This window comes from Stenotrophomonas sp. RIT309 (genome assembly GCF_000632045.1).
GTDB lineage: Bacteria > Pseudomonadota > Gammaproteobacteria > Xanthomonadales > Xanthomonadaceae > Stenotrophomonas > Stenotrophomonas indicatrix.
The window spans coordinates 104674-121321 of record NZ_JFYS01000041.1 but is presented as its reverse complement, the minus strand read 5'-3'; the positions used below and the strand labels follow the sequence as shown (position 1 = coordinate 121321).

Here is a 16648-nt window from a genome sequence, read left to right as displayed (position 1 = left end):
AGGGGAACCGCATGGCCATCAATGATCGAGACGAACTGAACGCCGCCGGCATCGCGCCTGCTCAACCCCGCATTGCACCCCGGCCAAGCGCCGGCACTGCGTTCGGTTCGTCGCTGCGCAGCGGCGTAGTCGGTACCGCCACAATGGCGCGGCAGGCTGCTGGCGCCGGCCTGCGTGCCGCCGGCACTGTGGCGGACGGAGTGACCGCGCCAGGACGTGAAGCGGCGGGGTTCGTTCGTGATGCTGGCCGGGCTGCCGCTGGCGCGACGCCATCGCCGCAGCAGGGTCAGCCTCTACGGGCACCGAGCCAGCTCAATCCCATCGGCGGCGCCACTGCGGCACTGAGTCGCTTCTCGCCGTTGAGGCTGGGCGGAGCGCCGAAGCCCAAGCCGACATTCGCAGGCGTCAGTTCGAGCGTCGACTCGACCGCCGGCCCCGGGGGTTTGCGACCGGCTGGCCGGCCCTCGATAGGGGCCAACTTTACCGGGGTCAGCTCGAGTGTGAGCTCGACGGCGCCTCATGCAGGCGCTACGGGGCCGCAAGCTGCAGCTGCGGCGATCGCACCAGCAGCAGCTGCAGCACCGAGCACCTACACGACCCAGGACGGCCGCACCGCGACTCTGCCCGCCGGCATCACCCGTACCCTTGATGCCAACGGCAATCCGGTGTTCACCGGGACGGGGGCCGGCACCGGCGCGTCGGCGGCTGCGCCGAGCCCAGGTGTGACGCCCCTCTCAGCAGCACCGGCCGCGTCGATGGTGCTTGCTCCGCGTCCGACGCCCCAGATCGCACAGCGTGGGCGCCAGGGCGGAATCATCGAGAACCCTGCAGACACCACGGTGGACAAGCTCACCCGAGCCATGGGCAGCGCCAGCCTGAAGGGCAGTCCGAGCGGCCGTGCTGCTGTAGCGCAGGCGATCCTGGGCGAGGCCGGAGCGCGCCAGGGCGAGCGCGCGACTGCACTCCGCACACAGGATGAGGCCGGTCTTGCCGCTGGCCAGGTCAACGCGGTCGCAGCTCAGGGCGACGCCAACCGCGCGCTGCAGGCAGGTCAGTTCAACGCACAGATGCAGGACAACGCAGGGAATCGTCAGGCATCGCTCGAAGCGGCACGGATAGCGCGACGGCCCGAGATCCAGGTGGCGGCAGACGGCAGCATGGGCGTTGTCGGTGGCGACGGCAGCTGGCGGCCAGTGACCGGCGGCGATGGCCAGAACGTGCGCGCCGCCCAAGCGCCACGTCAGACCGGTGAGCTCACCGATGCCGACCGCCTGAAGTCCTACACCGACCGATTCAACGCGATCTCGACCAGCGCAATGCTCGATGCAGACGCGAAGACGGCGGCATTGGCTGAGCTCGATGCGGATCCACTCTATACAGGCCTACGCCCGAACCCGGGCAAGCCGACCTTCGAGCAGCTGCGTGCCGAGGCGAAGCAGAAGGGCTCGAAGATGACCGATGCCGCGCTCCGCACCTACTACGACCAGAACTTCGGACAGAACTGAGCCATGGCCAATCCACTCGACATCGAAAGCACCTTCAAGCCGGCGAAGCGTCCGCAGCCTGCAGGTCCCACGGCTGGAGCCCCCGCCCCGTCGCTGGACTTCCAGAGCAGTTTTGCGCCGCGCCAGCCGGTGCAGAAGGTGGCCAAGCGTCCGGAGCGCTCTTGGGGCGAGGCCATCAAGGACACCGGCCTGGGGATCGCCGCCGGCGCGGCCAACATCATCGGTGGCGCCGTGGAGCAGCGGAACTCCATGGAGCCGACCAACATCGTGCGGCAGGGTCTTCGGGTTCTGGATCGGCTGGGCGTAAAGGGTGCCTCAGAGACTGCAGCGCTGGTGCCCGGTACGCCTTCTGAGATCATCGGTGGGCGCCGCGCAGGATCCGACAGCGCGGGCTTGTCGAAGGCGACGCAGATGGCCACCGACTACCTCGGGCAGAGCCAGTCCGACGCGCTTAGGCAGGAAAAGCAGGAGCTGCAGGACACCAAGGGCTTCTTCGCCAGTGCCGGCAAGGTGCTGTCGTCCCCGAGGCTGATCGGCAACTTCCTGGCCGAGCAGGTGCCCAACGTCGCCGCGATGGGTGCCGGCACGCGCGCTGCAGCCGCGCAGGCGGGCGAGCGAGCGTTGGCGGGTGCGTTGGCCAAGGGCCTCGGAACCGAGGCTGCTGAAACCGCCGCTACTGCGGCAGGACGTCGCGCAGCGACCACCGCTGCCACTGGCATGACGACGATCATGGAGACCGGATCGGCGGGCCAGCAAACCTACCAGCAGGCAATGGCACAGCCGCAGTCGGTGTGGGATGCCAACCCGGAGTACAAGCGCATGGTCGCCGCCGGCGGTGACCCGCAGACCGCGAAGGAAACCATCGCACGCGGTGCGTCGATGGAGGCACAGGCCATCACCGCTCCGATCGCAGCGGTCGGCGGCCGCATTGCAGCGCCGTTCGAAGCCGACGTCTTCACCCGGGGCCTGGCGCGGAGGCCAAAAGCGATGCTGGCGGGCGCCGCGCGCGAGACTGTGGAAGAGGGCATCCAGGAGGGCGGCTCGCAGCTGGCCGGCAACCTTGGCCAGCGCCAGGTCGACCCGACCCAGGCAGCGTGGGAGGGTGTTCCTGAAGCGGCCGGTACCGGTGCGGCGATCGGCGGCTTGCTCGGCGGCGGCATGGCCGCCGGCGGCGCGGTGGCCAGCCGCGGCGACAACCAGGCTGCAGTGGCCGACGACGCAGAGCGGGAGCGCTTGGCACGCCGGCCGCGCGCTGTACCACCGTCGCTGCCGCCACCGCCGATTCCGCCGCAGGTCCTCGCACTACCGCCGCCGGAAACAATGACGGTTGCACCGGATGGCACTGTGACCAGTGGCGGCGTGCGGGCGGAGGTACTGGCCGAACCCGAGATGCGCTTCCCGCAAGGCCGCGGCATGTCCGCACCCTTCGATGCCGGTCGCATCGCAGCGCGACCGCGGCCTGTCTTGCCGTTCCCGGATGCCGCTCCTGACTCCATGGCGGGCATCGCCAATCTGGTATCCCAGGCGCGGCCGTCAGCAGAACCGGCCCAGGTCTCAGCGCCGGTGCCCATGCAGAGCAGTCCAGGCGTCAGCGCTGTCCCTGTGCAGGACACGCAGCAGGGCCTGCAAACGCCGGAAGTTCCGGTCGCCGCTGCGCCGGCGTCAATGCCAGATGTCGCGCCACCGTGGGTCGATCAGGAGACCGGCGAAGCGCTCCGTGAGCCATCCAAGGTCGACATCAAGCAGCTGCTGCACAACGGCCTGCAGTACCAGGTGGAGACACACGGTGGAATCAACACGCCGACACTGCTGCGTTTCATGCGCGATCAGTACGGCCTGGCAAGCAGCCGCGTGCGGCCGCTGCTGGAAGAGGTGAAGGCGGAGCGCCGTCGCGGTTTCACGGAGCCGCCGGCCGAAACCGGCATCACGCCGGCGATCGATGGCGCAGATGCGCCGGCACGTGGGCTCGCAACCGAACCTGCAGCGCTGCAGGCCAACCTGCAGCAGGCCGATGCAGTGACTGGAGATCGTGCAGCGCCGCAGACCGTGCTGGACGACGGACGTGCGCTGCAGGCCTCAACAGGCGATGCCGTCGTACAAGCTGAAACCAGTTCGTCAGGCACACCGGTAGTTGAGCCGCGTGCCGACAGCGCGCGCCTTGCAACCAGCTCGGTCGAACCGACTTCGGTCAGCCCGGCCGGAGAGCAGACTGTGGCGGCACCGGAGCTGGTCCAGGTCAACACGCCTGGAACGGCAGAGGCGCCCAAGGTGGCCGCTGCAGCTGCAGAGGCGGCGACCAACCCGCAGAACGATCTGCCGACGCCAACGGAAGCCCAAAAACTTGCAGGCAATTACCGTAAAGGCCACGTCCGCATCAACGGGCACGACATCAGCATCGAGAATCCTGCAGGTAGCCAGCGTGATCCGCGTTGGCCAGCGCTGAAGAACCACTACGGCTACTTCAAGGGCACGGTCGGCAAGGACAAGGATCATGTCGACGTCTTCATGACCGACCGCTCTGAGGATCCGACGCTGGCGGTGTTCGTGGTCGACCAGGTCAACAAGGATGGTTCCTTCGACGAGCACAAGGTGATCATGGGCACCGCCAACGAGCAGGAGGCGCGGGACACCTACCTTGCCAACTATTCGAAGGGCTGGACTGGCTTCGGTGGGATCAAGGAAATGTCCCAGGAACAGTTCAAGGCGTGGGTACGAGATCCGAAGAAGACCACGCGCCGTGTCACCCGAGGTAGGGCATCCGATGCGACACCGGTGGTGCGGCCTGCTGATGCTGCAGGTGGAAACGCCCAGGGCGTCAGTACGGCGGCCGAAAGCGCAAGCGTGCCGGCGGAGAGTGGTAGTACATCGCAAACCGGGCGCGATGCTGCAGCTGCAGCTGCAGCTGCAGCAGCACCGGCAGCCGCAGGGCCCGACCCGGTGTACGCGCCCAAGGTCCGCATCAAGGCAGGTTCTCCGGAATACGATCGCGGGGATATTGGCACGTTGGGCGCGTACTTCCAGCCGGGAAGGATCGTGAACGCATATGGCAACACCCGAGATCGGGTGATTGAGTTCCGACCGCCAGGGAAGGATCCGCGCTGGCAGGTGAAGGTGCAGATGGTGGACAAGGAAGGGAATGCCCTTCCGAATGAGGTGCCGCGCTGGCACAGCACCGTCCCGAGCCCACGCGATCTGGAATCCGTGCTTGGAAAGCCTGAGCGCAAGTCGAGAAGGGACGCGAAGGCGGCCAGTGCCGCCAAGACCGCAGAGCCGAAGAAGGGCGATAGCTCGAAACCGGCGTCGAACCCTGAGACTTCGAAGCCTATGCCGAATGAGGCCGGTCAAGAGAGCGGTGGCTCCGCCGTTGCGGACAGCGCGGCGGGACAGTCCGATCCACTCTTCTCCCGCCGAGGCTGGGAGGCCGACTTCCCGGACGTCGTGACGGCCCATCGCCCTGGGCGCCTCAGCGCGCATGCGGATTACACCGCGGGCAAGGCTGGCGACGATGCTGCCGCGCTGCGCGTTGTTCGCGACGTCATCACTCCGGAGTTCGTCGACAACGTGCGTGCGGCGCTGCCGCAGGGGAGCAAGCCGCTGGTGGTGGCCGTACAGTCCCAGGAAGCGACGGGAAACAACCGCATCCCCCGGATGGCGGCCGAGGTGCTGGCTCAGCGGCTGGGACTGCAGGTATCAGAGGACATCGTCCAGGCGGCGAAGGTCGATCGCAGCGGCGGGGATGCACTGCACCGGCTGGCCAACCAGCCCCCGTTCACTGGCAAGGTCGCAGCGGGCCGCGATTATGTGCTCATCGATGACACGCTTACCCAAGGCGGCACGCTGGCCCAGCTGAAGACGCATATCGAGGACAACGGCGGCAAGGTGGGGCTGGCGACCGCTTTGACCGGCAAGGACTATTCGCGGAGAATCGCCCTCAACACCCAGAGCCTGGCCGACGTCCGTGAACGTTTCGGATCAATCGAACCCTGGTGGCGCGACCAGTTCGGCTACGGCTTCGAAGGCCTCACCGAATCCGAAGCCCGCACCATCCTCACCCTCGACAAGGGACGTCTCGATGCTGACGCCCTCCGAGATCGCGTCGCTGCAGGCCGAGTACCGGGCCTCGGGGCAGTGGGCGAAGGAGCAGCTGGCCAAGGATCCGGAGCTGAAGCACCTGGGTCCGGCGGGCGGGTAAGTCGCTCCGCCACCCCGGCCGCCAGTGGCGGCCTGGACTTCGACCGCGCGCTGCAGCTCAAAACCGACCTGACCCAGCACTGGGGCGAGAACGCGCCCAGCGTGGTTGTGGTGCGCTCGGCCGAGGACTTCCCGGCCAGCGCCAAGATCGATCCGGGCTATCGCCGCGCCGAGGGTGTGTACGACGGCCGGCCCACGGTCTGGATCAATGCCGGCAACATCGCCACCGAGCAGCGCTTCGCGCAGGTGCTGGCCCACGAGGCAATCGGGCACTACGGCGTCGAGTCCGTGGTGGGGACCAAGGACTGGGCCCAGATCGTGGATGCGATCGACAAGCTGGCGGCGGATGGTTCCGGTACCGCTGCAATGAAGTCGGTGCTGGCCGACGTGACCAGGCGCTATGGCACTGTCGATCGCGAGACCTTCGCCAAGGAAGTGATCGCCGTCATGGCCGAGCGGGGGATCCGCAACAGCTTCACCAGCCGCGTCGGCGCCGCGGTGCGCCGCTTCCTGCGCCGCGTCATGCCGTCGCTGAAGTGGTCCGAGGGTGAGGTCCGAGACCTCTTGAGCCAGGCCGACGGCTTCCTGCGTGCCGGCATGTCGGCGCAGGCACAGCGGGAAATGGTGCGGTCGTACTCGTTCGCACAGCCGCAGATCGACGGCCGCGGCGAGGCCTTCCTCGAGCAGAACGGTGGCCGATTTCTCCGCCGCAACGATCAGTGGTACCTCGCCGACGAGCGGGGCCGACCGGCTGACTTCCTGACCCTTGGTGCCGCGCGCGCTGAGGCGGAGCGCACCGGTGGCCAGGTGCTGGCCGATCCGGTTGAGAGTGGGCCGCGCACCTGGAGCGTAGTGCTTTCCAACGGCGCCGAGGTGACTCGAGCGGCCCGCGGCCGCCTCTTCAGCATGCCGCCGGCGGATGTGCTCGGGGACATCGATTCGATTCAGAAGGGGGTGCAGGCAGAGGGCGTGTTGGCGAGGGCGCGCCAGATGCTCGCCGACGCAGCGCCGCCGAAGCTGAAAGACAGCACGCGGCCGACCTGGTTGGGCGCGCTGGCAACGCGGCACCTCACCGAGCTGGGCGGGGACTACTTCCCGACCATCGGGCGCTATTCGGAATACTTGGCCGAAATGCAGGCCGATCGAAACAAGCTGCAGGCCGATGCGGAGATGATTGCCGAAGGCGCTCGGCAGTGGGCTGGCAAGCACAAGGCCGAGAGCCGCCGCCTGTTCGACCTCATGCACCAGGCCACGATTGATGGCGTGGATCCGTCCCGGGAATACCAGCCGCTGCAGTTCACGGCGCCGGGTGGGCAGGGCCTACAAGAAGTCAACCGCAAGAACGTGCTGCATGCGATCAAGGTCATCCAGCAGCAGATGCGGGAACGTAGTGGCGACACCAAGACGAACATGATGAACGAAGTGAAGACGTTAAAGGCGATGCTGAAGGCCGAGCCGCGGCGCAGGCGACAGTACGCCCCGCTTGTTCAGCAGTGGTCCGAGCTGTCACCGGAAGCGCAGGCGCTGTACACGCAGTTCCGTGATGCCTATCGGTCCCGGTCCGATGCAGTGGAAGAGGCGCTGGTCCAGCGCATCGAGGACCTGAAGGGCGACGATCTTGTCGGGGAGAAGGTCCTCAGCGAAAGCAGCCGCCGCATGCTCGTGCACAAGATTCGAACGCAGTTCGAGACCGCGCGCCTGCAAGGGGTCTATTTTCCGCTTCAGCGCTTCGGCAAGTACTTCGTCGCCGCGCAGAAGGATGACGCCAATACGTTCCTGATGTTCGAATCCCAGAATGAGCTGGAGCGTGCAGTGAAGGACCTGCAGCAGCGGGAATGGGTCATCACCGCACGTGGCATGAAGTCCAAGGGCAGGGCTTCCGAAGCTCCCAGCGGGACGTTTGTCGCAGATGTGATTGACCAGCTGCGCAGCTCCCATGTGTCGGATGCCGTCCAGGACCAGGTGTACCAGCTGTACTTGGAGACCATGCCCGAATTGTCGATGCGCAAGCACCAGATTCATCGCAAGTCGGTGCCAGGATTCGACCCCGATGCCGTGCGTGGCTTCGCCTACAACATGCACCACGGGTCGCACCAGCTTGCCAGATTGCGCTACGCCCACAAGTTGCAGGGTGTTCTAACCGACTTGGCGAAGGCGCAGAAGGAAAATCAGAGCTCACCCAGCGCCGACACCCGCAAGATCGTAGCGGGCGATGCAGTTTTGGAGGAGCTGGGTCGCCGGCACGAATGGATCATGAATCCGTCCGATTCGGCGTTGACCAATCTGATCTCGTCCTTCGGCTTTACCTACTACCTCGGCGCCACGCCGGCGGCCGCACTGGTGAACGTGACCCAGACCGCTCTGGTCAGCTACCCCTACCTGGCCGCTCGCCACGGTGGGATCAAGGCAATGAATTACGTGCTGGCCGCCAGCCGCGACGCTGTGCGCACCGTGGGCAACATCCAGAAGACTCTGACCGACCCTGACGAGCTACGTGCCTATCAGGCGCTGGAGGTCGCCGGCGCCATCGAGAAGACGCAGGCCCACAATCTCGCCGGCATCGCCGAGGGTGGCATGGCCGGCTACAACCCGGCCTGGAGCAAGGCCATGGAGATCATCGGTTGGGGCTTCCACAAGACCGAGGTCATCAACCGCGAGGCAACCGGCATGGCCGCCTACCGCCTGGCGCGCGCAGATGGCAAGTCGTTCGACGAGGCGGTGAAGTTTGCCCGGGACGCAATCTTCGACACCCACTTCGACTACAGCAACGCCAACCGCGCCCGCTTCATGCAGAGCGGCACCGCCAAGGTGGTGTTGATGTTCCGGCAGTACAGCCTGAACATGACCTGGGCGCTCGGGCGGATGGTGTGGCAGGCCACCAAGGGGCAGGATCCGGAGGTGCGCCAGGTTGCCCGGCGCAACTTGACCGGCCTGCTGGGCATGAGCGCGCTGTTCTCTGGCGCCATGGGCCTGCCGATGATGGGAATGATCATGGGGGCGCTCAACGGCATCCAGGCCACCTTCGGGGATGACGACGAGCCGTGGGATGCCGAGACCGAGCTGCGGGCGTTCCTCACCGGCATGCTGGGGCAGGGCGGCGCGGACCTGTTGCTGCATGGTCCGGCCGACAAGCTGACCGGCGCGAACATTTCCGGCCGCGTTGGATTGGACAGCCTGTGGATCCGCGACGCCGATCGTGAGCTCGATGGCCGCGGCATGTACAGCCATCTCCTTGAGCAGGCCGCCGGCCCTATGGGTGGCGTACTGAAGAACGTCCTGGTCGGCAAGCAGCAGATTGATGAAGGGCACACATGGCGGGGTGTGGAAACCATGTTGCCGAAGGGCCTGAAGGACATCATGAAGTCCATCCGCTACTCGAGCGAAGGAGTCAACACGCTTCGCGGTGATCCCGTGGTTGAGGATCTCAACCCGTGGCAGATCGTGCTGCAGGGCAATGGTTTTGCGCCGGAGAAGGTGTCCCGACAGTACGAGACGACGCGCGCGCTGAAGAACTACGAGCAGCACGTACTCGACAGGAAGCAATCCCTACGGAATGCCTTTGCAATGGCGGTGCGCAATGGCAGCGCCGCAGATCGCGCCTCGGTGCTGGCCAAGATTCGAGACTTCAACAGGGCTTGGCCACAGATCGCTATTGATTCGGCGAGTCTCAATCGCGGCATCTCCGGACGGGCGCGGTATAGCGCCCAAGCGGAGAATGGCGTGATGTTGAACAAGCGGCTGCGCGGCCAGTTGGTTGACCGCGTCACGCCGGGGGGCGATCAGTAAGTGCTCCGGTACTGCCCAGTGTTTGGATCCCATATCTGGTTTGGTGCGACCCGGACGGCACCATTGATGGGCATGCCGGTCTGCGAGTCGATGGCATTTACGGGCTGGCCGATACCGGGGTCGTAGGCAGGCTTTGGCGGCTGATAGTCACCGACGCCTTGGTAGCCCGCCTCCTGCAGGGCGGCGTTCATAGCCGCTCGCCGCGCGGATGCACTGCCCTTGTAAGCCGAGTCAGTCGCGATCTGCCGTAGCTTGTCCTGCAGACTCATGCCGCCCGGGTTGGCGATGATTCCGCCTCTGCTTGGAGGTCGCGCGGCACTAGGTGCAACAGTGGGGCGCTGGTGACTGGAATAGTCGGCGGCCTGGGAGCCTGTCGAGCCGTACTGGACAGTCGGGCTGTCCGGCACGCGCTTGTAGTTGATGGCCTTGGATGCTGTTCCCTTAGGGCATGGCGTCTGCTGGTAGACGCCATTGCCACAGGAATAAATCTGCTGGGCCGAGGCTGTCGGCAGCGCAATGGTGATTGCAAATGCAACAGCTGCGATGACTCTCACCATCTGCTCATCCTCTCCCTAGATTCGTTCAGGATATTGAGGCAGCGGGCGCCGCGCAACGTTGAGCCGCGAAGCGATGTGCTTGCATGGAGGCATCGTGAATGCATCGGCGATGTTGCCGACGCTACTGGAACAGGGGTCAGCAGTCGATGGAAGAGAAGGACTTGCAGGTGGTGGCCATTGGAGAAGGAAAGCAGGAGAACGACCAGCCCATGGACAGCGGTGCTGGTTTTCCTTCCCCTGCAATAGGCTTGGACGTGGAACCCAAGGCATCTAGGGGGCGGCACGCCGGCCGCCAGACGCTGGAGAAGGGCATGGAAGACGAGCGCCACAAGGCTCAGGTGGTCTCGATGGAGGCCTTCAAGGCAGGCCGGGCAGGGCAGGTCCCCGCAGAGGTGCTGGAGATGTATGACGAGTTGACCCGCGACCAGCATGCGCTGGTACGGACCTCGACCGTGCTTCTGGCAGCTTTGCGGAGGCGATTGGGCCTGCCGGACCTGTAGCTCAAAGAGGGTCGCAGCGGCGGCCCTTCTCAAGCATCGGCGCGACTCTGTCCAGAAAGCGCTGTAACTCCACCGTAGGCTCAACCCTCCTGACCTTGATCTTCAGAAGGTCTGTGTTCGGGTCGGCGAGAGGGATAGCTCTTTGGTCATCTTCGTGGCAGGCCTGTCGGCGCTGGGAGAATAGCTGGGTAGGTTCTATTTCCGCTGCTTGAGTCGCATAGACCGGCCTTTGCTCGAAGCACTCTGCCAGTTATTAAGATTTGTCTGATATTCTGGTTTGGACCGTAGATGCCACTATGTGGGAGGCGATACGCCTTCACTTTGATCGGAGAGGAAAAGGATATGAGGTACATGTTGTTGTTGACGGGAGATGGCGATGTCCCTGCGTGGGAAGGCCTGAATGAGTCTGAGCAGGCCGCACTTATGGAACGGTTCGAACAGTTCCAGAGTGAGTGCGATGCCAGCGGCGTCGAAATCCTGGCCGGAGAAGCGCTGCAAGGCGGTGAATCTGCCACGACCGTGTGTAGATCAGGCGGTGCGAGGGTGGTCTCTGAAGGACCGTATGCCGCCGCCTATAAAGGCTTGGGTGGCTTCTTCCTTGTGGAGACACCAAATTTGGATCTACTTCTGAAACTCTCGGACGTTCTACCGCCGTACGACATGGAGTTCCGGCCAGTGGATATGATGGGGTGAACCTGAGAGTGTCAGCACATACGGTAGCAGTGTAGGTGCTTGAGCATTGGCAGTGCGGGTGCCATCGAAAGTTGACCAAGAAGTTGACCGAACGCTGCCAAGCGCTGCTCAGTTCTGCTCATGCTGAAGTTGTGAACAAAAAAGCCCATCAAGCTAATGCATTGATGGGCTTCGTTATCTTTTGTTTTGCGAAACCGGCGCCGATGGCATCACGGGGAACTGAAGTTTCAAGTGATTTTGATCAATTGCGTGCGTGGCCTGGATTGATCAAGGCTACATGCTTTGATGAGTGGATCACAAAATGTGATCGTCATGAGCGCAACATCCTTTACAACGGAATTGACGACTTCTGGCTGATAGATCACCAGCTTTTGGCAGCTCTGCGGAGGCGATTGGGCCTGCCGGACTTATGAGCTACAGAGCTACATCGTTGGGCCCCGTGTAGTCGATTTAGAGGTTCTGCGAATTGCAGGGATGGGCGTCCATGCCCCGTGCATCCAGCACCGTGGTGTCCATCATCCACTAAGACGTACGGGGTTTCATTTCGAAACCCCTATCCTGATGGGTCTCACCAGCTGTACGAAAGGCCCAACTGCCCGCTGGTATCGCGGAAGCCCATGCCGCCGGTCTGCCGGCTGATCTCGCCCCAGCCACGCCAGCCGCCCGACAGATTCACCTGCACGCCGGCCTTGGCTTCGTAGATGTCACGCGGCAACTGCCGGCGCAGGCGTTCGCTGTCCACAGCGATGGCTACGTCGTTGCCACCGGACCACCAGTTCACCGCGACGAACGGCTGTACCTGCCCTTGGCGCTGCGTCAGCGAACGGGTGTACAGGCGCAGACCCACACGCGTGGTGGTGCTGTCCTTGTCGTAACCTTCAACCACCGTGCCGTTGGCCTCGACCACGCGGTCGGCGTCGTAGCGGCTGTGGATCACCTGCAGCTGTGGCTCCAGGTAGACACCGCGCTGCGCCGTGCGCTGCACGGGCAGCACATAGCCTGCCTCGGCCGATCCGGTCCAGCTGCTCGAACGGTAGTGCTCCTTCTGCAGCCCTTCGCCCTGCACGCTGTTGCGGAACCGCCCGTACTGCAACCAGCTGTCCACATACGCACCGCTGTCCATCCGCGCGTCCTGCAGCCAGGTGGCATACAGGCCCAGGCTGGCGCCGTTGACCACACCGCGCGCGGTGAAACCGGTCACCTGCGATCGACTGTCGTTGCGTGCCCGGCCTTGGCCGGCCATCACACCTGCCTGCAGCTGGCCACCGGCATTGGCTTCGAAGCGACGACCGACACCCAGCAGCACGCTGTTGAGTTCGCTGTCCACATCGACCTGGCTGCCGCGGCTGCCGGGCTGGCTGCTGCGCACCTGTGCCCAGGCAATGGCGTCGCTGCCGCCGTCGGTTGCATCGGCAGGATCGCCACTGCGGTCGTACAGGCTGTGCCGGAACATGCCCAGTGCGCTGCTCTGGTTGGCCATGTACACCGCCGGCTCCGGGCGCTCCACACGCGGCGGGACCGGCGGTAGCGGCGGTAGTGGCGGGTCGACCGGCGGGGCCACCGGCGGATCGATCGGCGGAGCAGGCGGATCAATCGGCGGCTTCGGCGGGTCGGGCGGTTCCGGCGGGTCGACCGGCGGGTCGTATTCCGAGCGCAGGTACCAGCTGCCGTCATCCGGCGTGGAGACGCCGCCCTTGTACAGGAAGTAGTCGTAAGCGCCGGCCACCGCGCGTCCCTGCAGCGAGAACTGCGCATCGGACTGGCCAGCCACGCTGATCAGGCGGATGCCTTCGCTGGTCAGGGCACCGGCGCCCCCCGCGTTGCGCACGCTGACAGAGGCCGTGCCACTGCTGTTGCCCTGGATCACCAACTGGTCACCCCGCGAGGCATCGTCGCCCAGTGCGCGGTTGAACAGCCAATGGCCATCGTTGCCGACATAGTCGCCGGTGACGGTCAGGGTCTTGAAGTCGTCGGTGGTGGGTGCGACGAAGGCGATGGTGCCGGCATGGTCCAGGGAGCCGACGCTGGAAGTGCCACGCACGTTCCACTGGCTGCTGCCATCCATCGCCAGCTGTGCGACCTGGTAGCCCGAGTCGTTGCGCAGCGCACCGTTGAACACGGTGCCGTTGCGCAGCGTCATCTGCACGTTGGCGGTGGCGCTGTCGACGACTACGTCGCCGTAGAGTTTGCTTCCGCTAACGTCGAAGAGGACCCTGTGCGTTGCCACCGGAGGTCCGGCGACAGCGGATGGGTCTAGGAGTTGCTCCAGAGGAAGTACACCGGTGACATCCTCTACCAGGAGGAGGGTCCCGCTTCCAAAGTTTGATCTGCCCACAACCGTGGAATCGCTGATCGACAATTGATGTTCGCCACCGCTTAGGCGCAGCGCTGCAGAGTCTTGTGAATCCACCCAGTTGCCATGCGTCAGCAGCAGCGAACCCTGATCAGTCGAGGTGCGTCCGTACATCCAAATGCCGTGAGAGCTCGATCCGCTTGTGATCAGCTGCGTGCCTTTGACGTCGAGAGTGGCGCTGCCTGCGACGATGGCATGGGCATCATTTCCATATGTGCTGATCCGCGTTCCAGTCAGGCTCACAGCTCCTTTGCTGGAAATTCCATCAGCCATAACACCGAATGCAACGTCTCCAAGGGTGGTAATGTTCCCCCCGTTGAAGGCGAAGCTTCCTTCTAGCACCATTGCGCCAACACTGCCGCGCGACGCGGTGTGTATTGCGACGTCGTTTGCGTCGACGGTTGCCAAACTATCTATTCCGTTGACCATGACACCAAAGCCATTCTCGCCATTGGTGGCAATGGTTGAGTCTTCCAAAGAGATTCTGCCGCCGAGGCTCGTGACTCCATAGCTAACGGTTCCGTACGCCTTAATCACGGAATCGCGCACGTTCACGCTTGCAGATCCACTGGGCTCCGCAATCAGAATGCCCGACTTCATGCTCGAGCTATCATCGCCATCGACGGTAATAGTCATGGACTCCAGATCCGCAGTAGTGCCCGCTCCGTATAGGGCAAGACCCGCCCACCCAGCGAGAATCGTGGCATCTGAAATGCGCGCGCTCGCAGCTGGATTAGTGTCGTTCAAAGAGCTGTCTAACCTGATGCCAACCCCCAGCGACTGGATGCTGCCGGCGCTAAATGAAACTGAGCCGCCCCAGGCAATGATTCCGCCGCCATGCTGGCTATTCACGACGCTAGTGCCTGTAGCCAAAAAGTCTGATTCCTCAAGGTGAACTGCAGCTGCAGTTGCAGACTGTGTCTTGATAGAGGCATCCTCGAGGCGCACGCTTGTCTGGAAGGTGGCATGGACTGCCGAAGCCGACCAGCCAGTCGTGCTTAGGCAGACGTTTCTTGCTCGAATGCTGCTTCCGGAGTCCTTTAGGTCTAAGCCATAGGAGGACTGGCCTTGAGTGCTGATACTCCCGTCCGAGATATCGATTTGTCCGCCGCTGCGTGCTACCAACGCGCTCGCGTTTTCTCCCCGGGTTGTAACGTCAAGCGACGATGCAATGATGTGCCCGGAGTTCAGTGCGTACAGACCATAGGTGTTGTCACCCACCGCTTGCAGAATTTCGTCCTGAACGGTGAGATTGGTGCCATCGGCGGTGACCAGACTCGCTGGCGATTCTTGTGCTTGGGCCGCAGCGATGGGGAAAAGAGCGGCTAGAACCGCGCAGGAGAGGGGGTTCTTCCGGATGCTCATGTGGACCTCAGTGTCGAAAAGGCAAGCCTCCGGGTGGTCAGGGTGCCGAATGAGAAGGCCAGTGATAGCTGCAGCCAACGGCAGCAGGACACGGACCGACGTTCCGCCGACTGCGGAGTCGGTGATCGGATGTCTCTCATTGGGCTACAGGCGCAGGCAGCCCTGATCACCTAGGATGCAGCCAATTCTGCTGGCGCTGGTCTGGCCAAAGAATCAGGCGATTCTTATTCTTTCGATTGCGGGAAGAACAGATCGGCTCCAGGCGCAATGATTCCGTGGCTCGGACTAAGCTGTCCGTCAACGTACTTCGAGGCTGCTGGCAAGAAGGACTAGCTCCTGGTTGCTCGAAACGCCAAGCTTCCTCATGGCGTTGACCTTCTGCGAGCTGATGGTTTTGCTGCTTCGTTGAAGCAGCGAGGCGATAGCCGTGACGTTCATGCCGGACAAGTAGAGTTGCAGTACTCGCTTTTCGGATGGAGAGAGGTGCGCAGCGTTTGGGGACACGGGTTGCCGCTCCCTCGCATCTCTGGAGTTCCCGATTTTGAGGTTGCCGATCACTCCGCAAATCAGAGCGTTGATGGCACAAGCCTTGCTTTGTACTAGGTGGGCGCCGGCGCGCAGGAGGCGGTGGCGCAACACCTCGCTTGGGCGCGGCATGATTACGATGATCCGGCTCCGCGGTGATAGTCGGCCGATCTCCCGGACCGGAGCATGGCTAACTGTCGCGGCCTCTTCAACCTGTAGGTTATAGCCAGTGATGACCACGTCCGGCTGATGTTGGGCAACCAAGCTAAGAAGCGTGGCAAGCTGCGTAGTCTGGCCGCTGATCGTGATATGCGGAACGACTCGCAGCGAACTCACCAAGCCTAGTGCAAATATGGCATGTTCGTCCGCTACAACCACAGTCTTGCCGTCTGGAATGAAGTGGCTTCCGTCGGCCATGACTTCAACCTGCGGCAATGCGCGCCATGCGAGGGCGCAGTAGCCAAGAGAACAGGCCCTGTTTGGCAGTTTGGAGCGGCGGCGTAGTCGCAATGAACGCCGGCCATGCCTTTCTAGCCTGCTTCAGGCCATGCAGGGCAAGTTGCACATCTGCTAGAGGCATTTGCGTACGCTGCGCGATGCCACGGGCGCTGGCGCCCTTTTCCAGCATCGGCGCGACCCTGTTCAGGAATAGCTGCAGTTCAAGCGGAAGGTCAACTTTCTTTGCTTTGATCAGCATGAACACGGTGTCCGGGTCGGACAGCTGGGCAGCCACCTGTCCCGTGTCAGGAGCGGCGTGCTGGCGACGTGGAAAAAGCTCTGGTAGCCCCATATGTACGGCCTGGGTGGTGTAGATCGGTTTTTGCTCAAAACTGAAATTGCAGTGATGCCCGGCGAACCAGCGTGCAAGCTTGAGAATTTTGTCCTTTCCCTCGATTTTCTGTTCGATGGAGAACGATGCGATCAAGCCGGCAGCTACGTGGACGCTCAGGGTCTTTCCCTGCACTGGTCCGAGGGAAAGTACCCCACTCCTGCCGCCCACCAGCGCGATGATCTCTTCCAGGTCGATGTCGTCGAGGTGACCATAAATCGACATTCCAGTGCTCTCCGGATTATTCCATGTTGCAGTCACGCACTTGGCAGGATCGGCGCGACGCTAAGGTGGCGAGAGTAGTTTGAAGAGTGTGCTGATGGGAATGAGAACTTTCCTATTTT

9 protein-coding genes are annotated in these 16648 nt (G+C 63.5%); 5 read left to right on the top strand and 4 right to left on the bottom strand.

The annotated features are described in order from the left end of the window. The first annotated feature begins 11 nt into the window (after positions 1-11). Both BW38_RS21850 and BW38_RS03515 read left to right on the top strand, forming a co-directional pair. Positions 12-1505, top strand: coding sequence for a hypothetical protein (locus tag BW38_RS21850; RefSeq protein ID WP_152543326.1), 1494 nt, complete (start codon positions 12-14; stop codon positions 1503-1505). Between the two features lie 3 nt (positions 1506-1508). Continuing rightward, positions 1509-9482, top strand: coding sequence for a PLxRFG domain-containing protein (locus BW38_RS03515; RefSeq protein WP_032977673.1), 7974 nt, complete (start codon positions 1509-1511; stop codon positions 9480-9482). Here the strand turns inward: BW38_RS03515 and BW38_RS21845 are convergent. Next, entirely contained in the window at positions 9476-10039 is a 564-nt protein-coding gene (locus BW38_RS21845) for a hypothetical protein (protein WP_152543325.1), read from the bottom strand. The genes BW38_RS03515 and BW38_RS21845 overlap by 7 nt on opposite strands. A gap of 146 nt (positions 10040-10185) precedes the next feature. On the opposite strand from BW38_RS21845, the gene BW38_RS03520 reads away from it, so the two are divergent. From BW38_RS03520 to BW38_RS21840, 3 genes are all read left to right on the top strand, one after another. Next, on the top strand, positions 10186-10539 hold the full coding sequence (locus BW38_RS03520) for a hypothetical protein (protein WP_032977668.1): 354 nt from the start codon (positions 10186-10188) through the stop codon (positions 10537-10539). Positions 10540-10890: 351 nt separating this feature from the next. Continuing rightward, complete coding sequence (locus tag BW38_RS0120880) at positions 10891-11232, top strand: YciI family protein (protein WP_161763260.1); 342 nt, start codon at positions 10891-10893, stop codon at positions 11230-11232. Positions 11233-11303: 71 nt separating this feature from the next. Further along, the gene (locus BW38_RS21840) at positions 11304-11645 is read left to right on the top strand and encodes a hypothetical protein (protein WP_152543324.1); all 342 of its coding nucleotides are present in this window, start codon (positions 11304-11306) and stop codon (positions 11643-11645) included. A gap of 155 nt (positions 11646-11800) precedes the next feature. On the opposite strand, the gene BW38_RS22130 is transcribed toward BW38_RS21840, so the two are convergent. The 3 genes from BW38_RS22130 to BW38_RS03530 all read right to left on the bottom strand — a co-directional run bounded on the left by BW38_RS22130 (position 11801) and on the right by BW38_RS03530 (position 16529). Then, on the bottom strand, positions 11801-13459 hold the full coding sequence (locus tag BW38_RS22130; RefSeq protein ID WP_235189992.1) for an autotransporter outer membrane beta-barrel domain-containing protein: 1659 nt from the start codon (positions 13457-13459) through the stop codon (positions 11801-11803). A 1788-nt stretch (positions 13460-15247) separates the two neighbouring features. After that, a complete protein-coding gene (locus tag BW38_RS21255; protein ID WP_051585113.1) occupies positions 15248-15892 on the bottom strand; it encodes a response regulator transcription factor in 645 nt (214 codons plus the stop codon). A 4-nt stretch (positions 15893-15896) separates the two neighbouring features. Further along, positions 15897-16529 carry a DUF4388 domain-containing protein gene (locus tag BW38_RS03530; protein ID WP_032977665.1) on the bottom strand — a complete coding sequence of 211 codons (633 nt, stop codon included), beginning with the start codon at positions 16527-16529 and terminating at the stop codon, positions 15897-15899. Positions 16530-16648 lie beyond the last annotated feature (119 nt).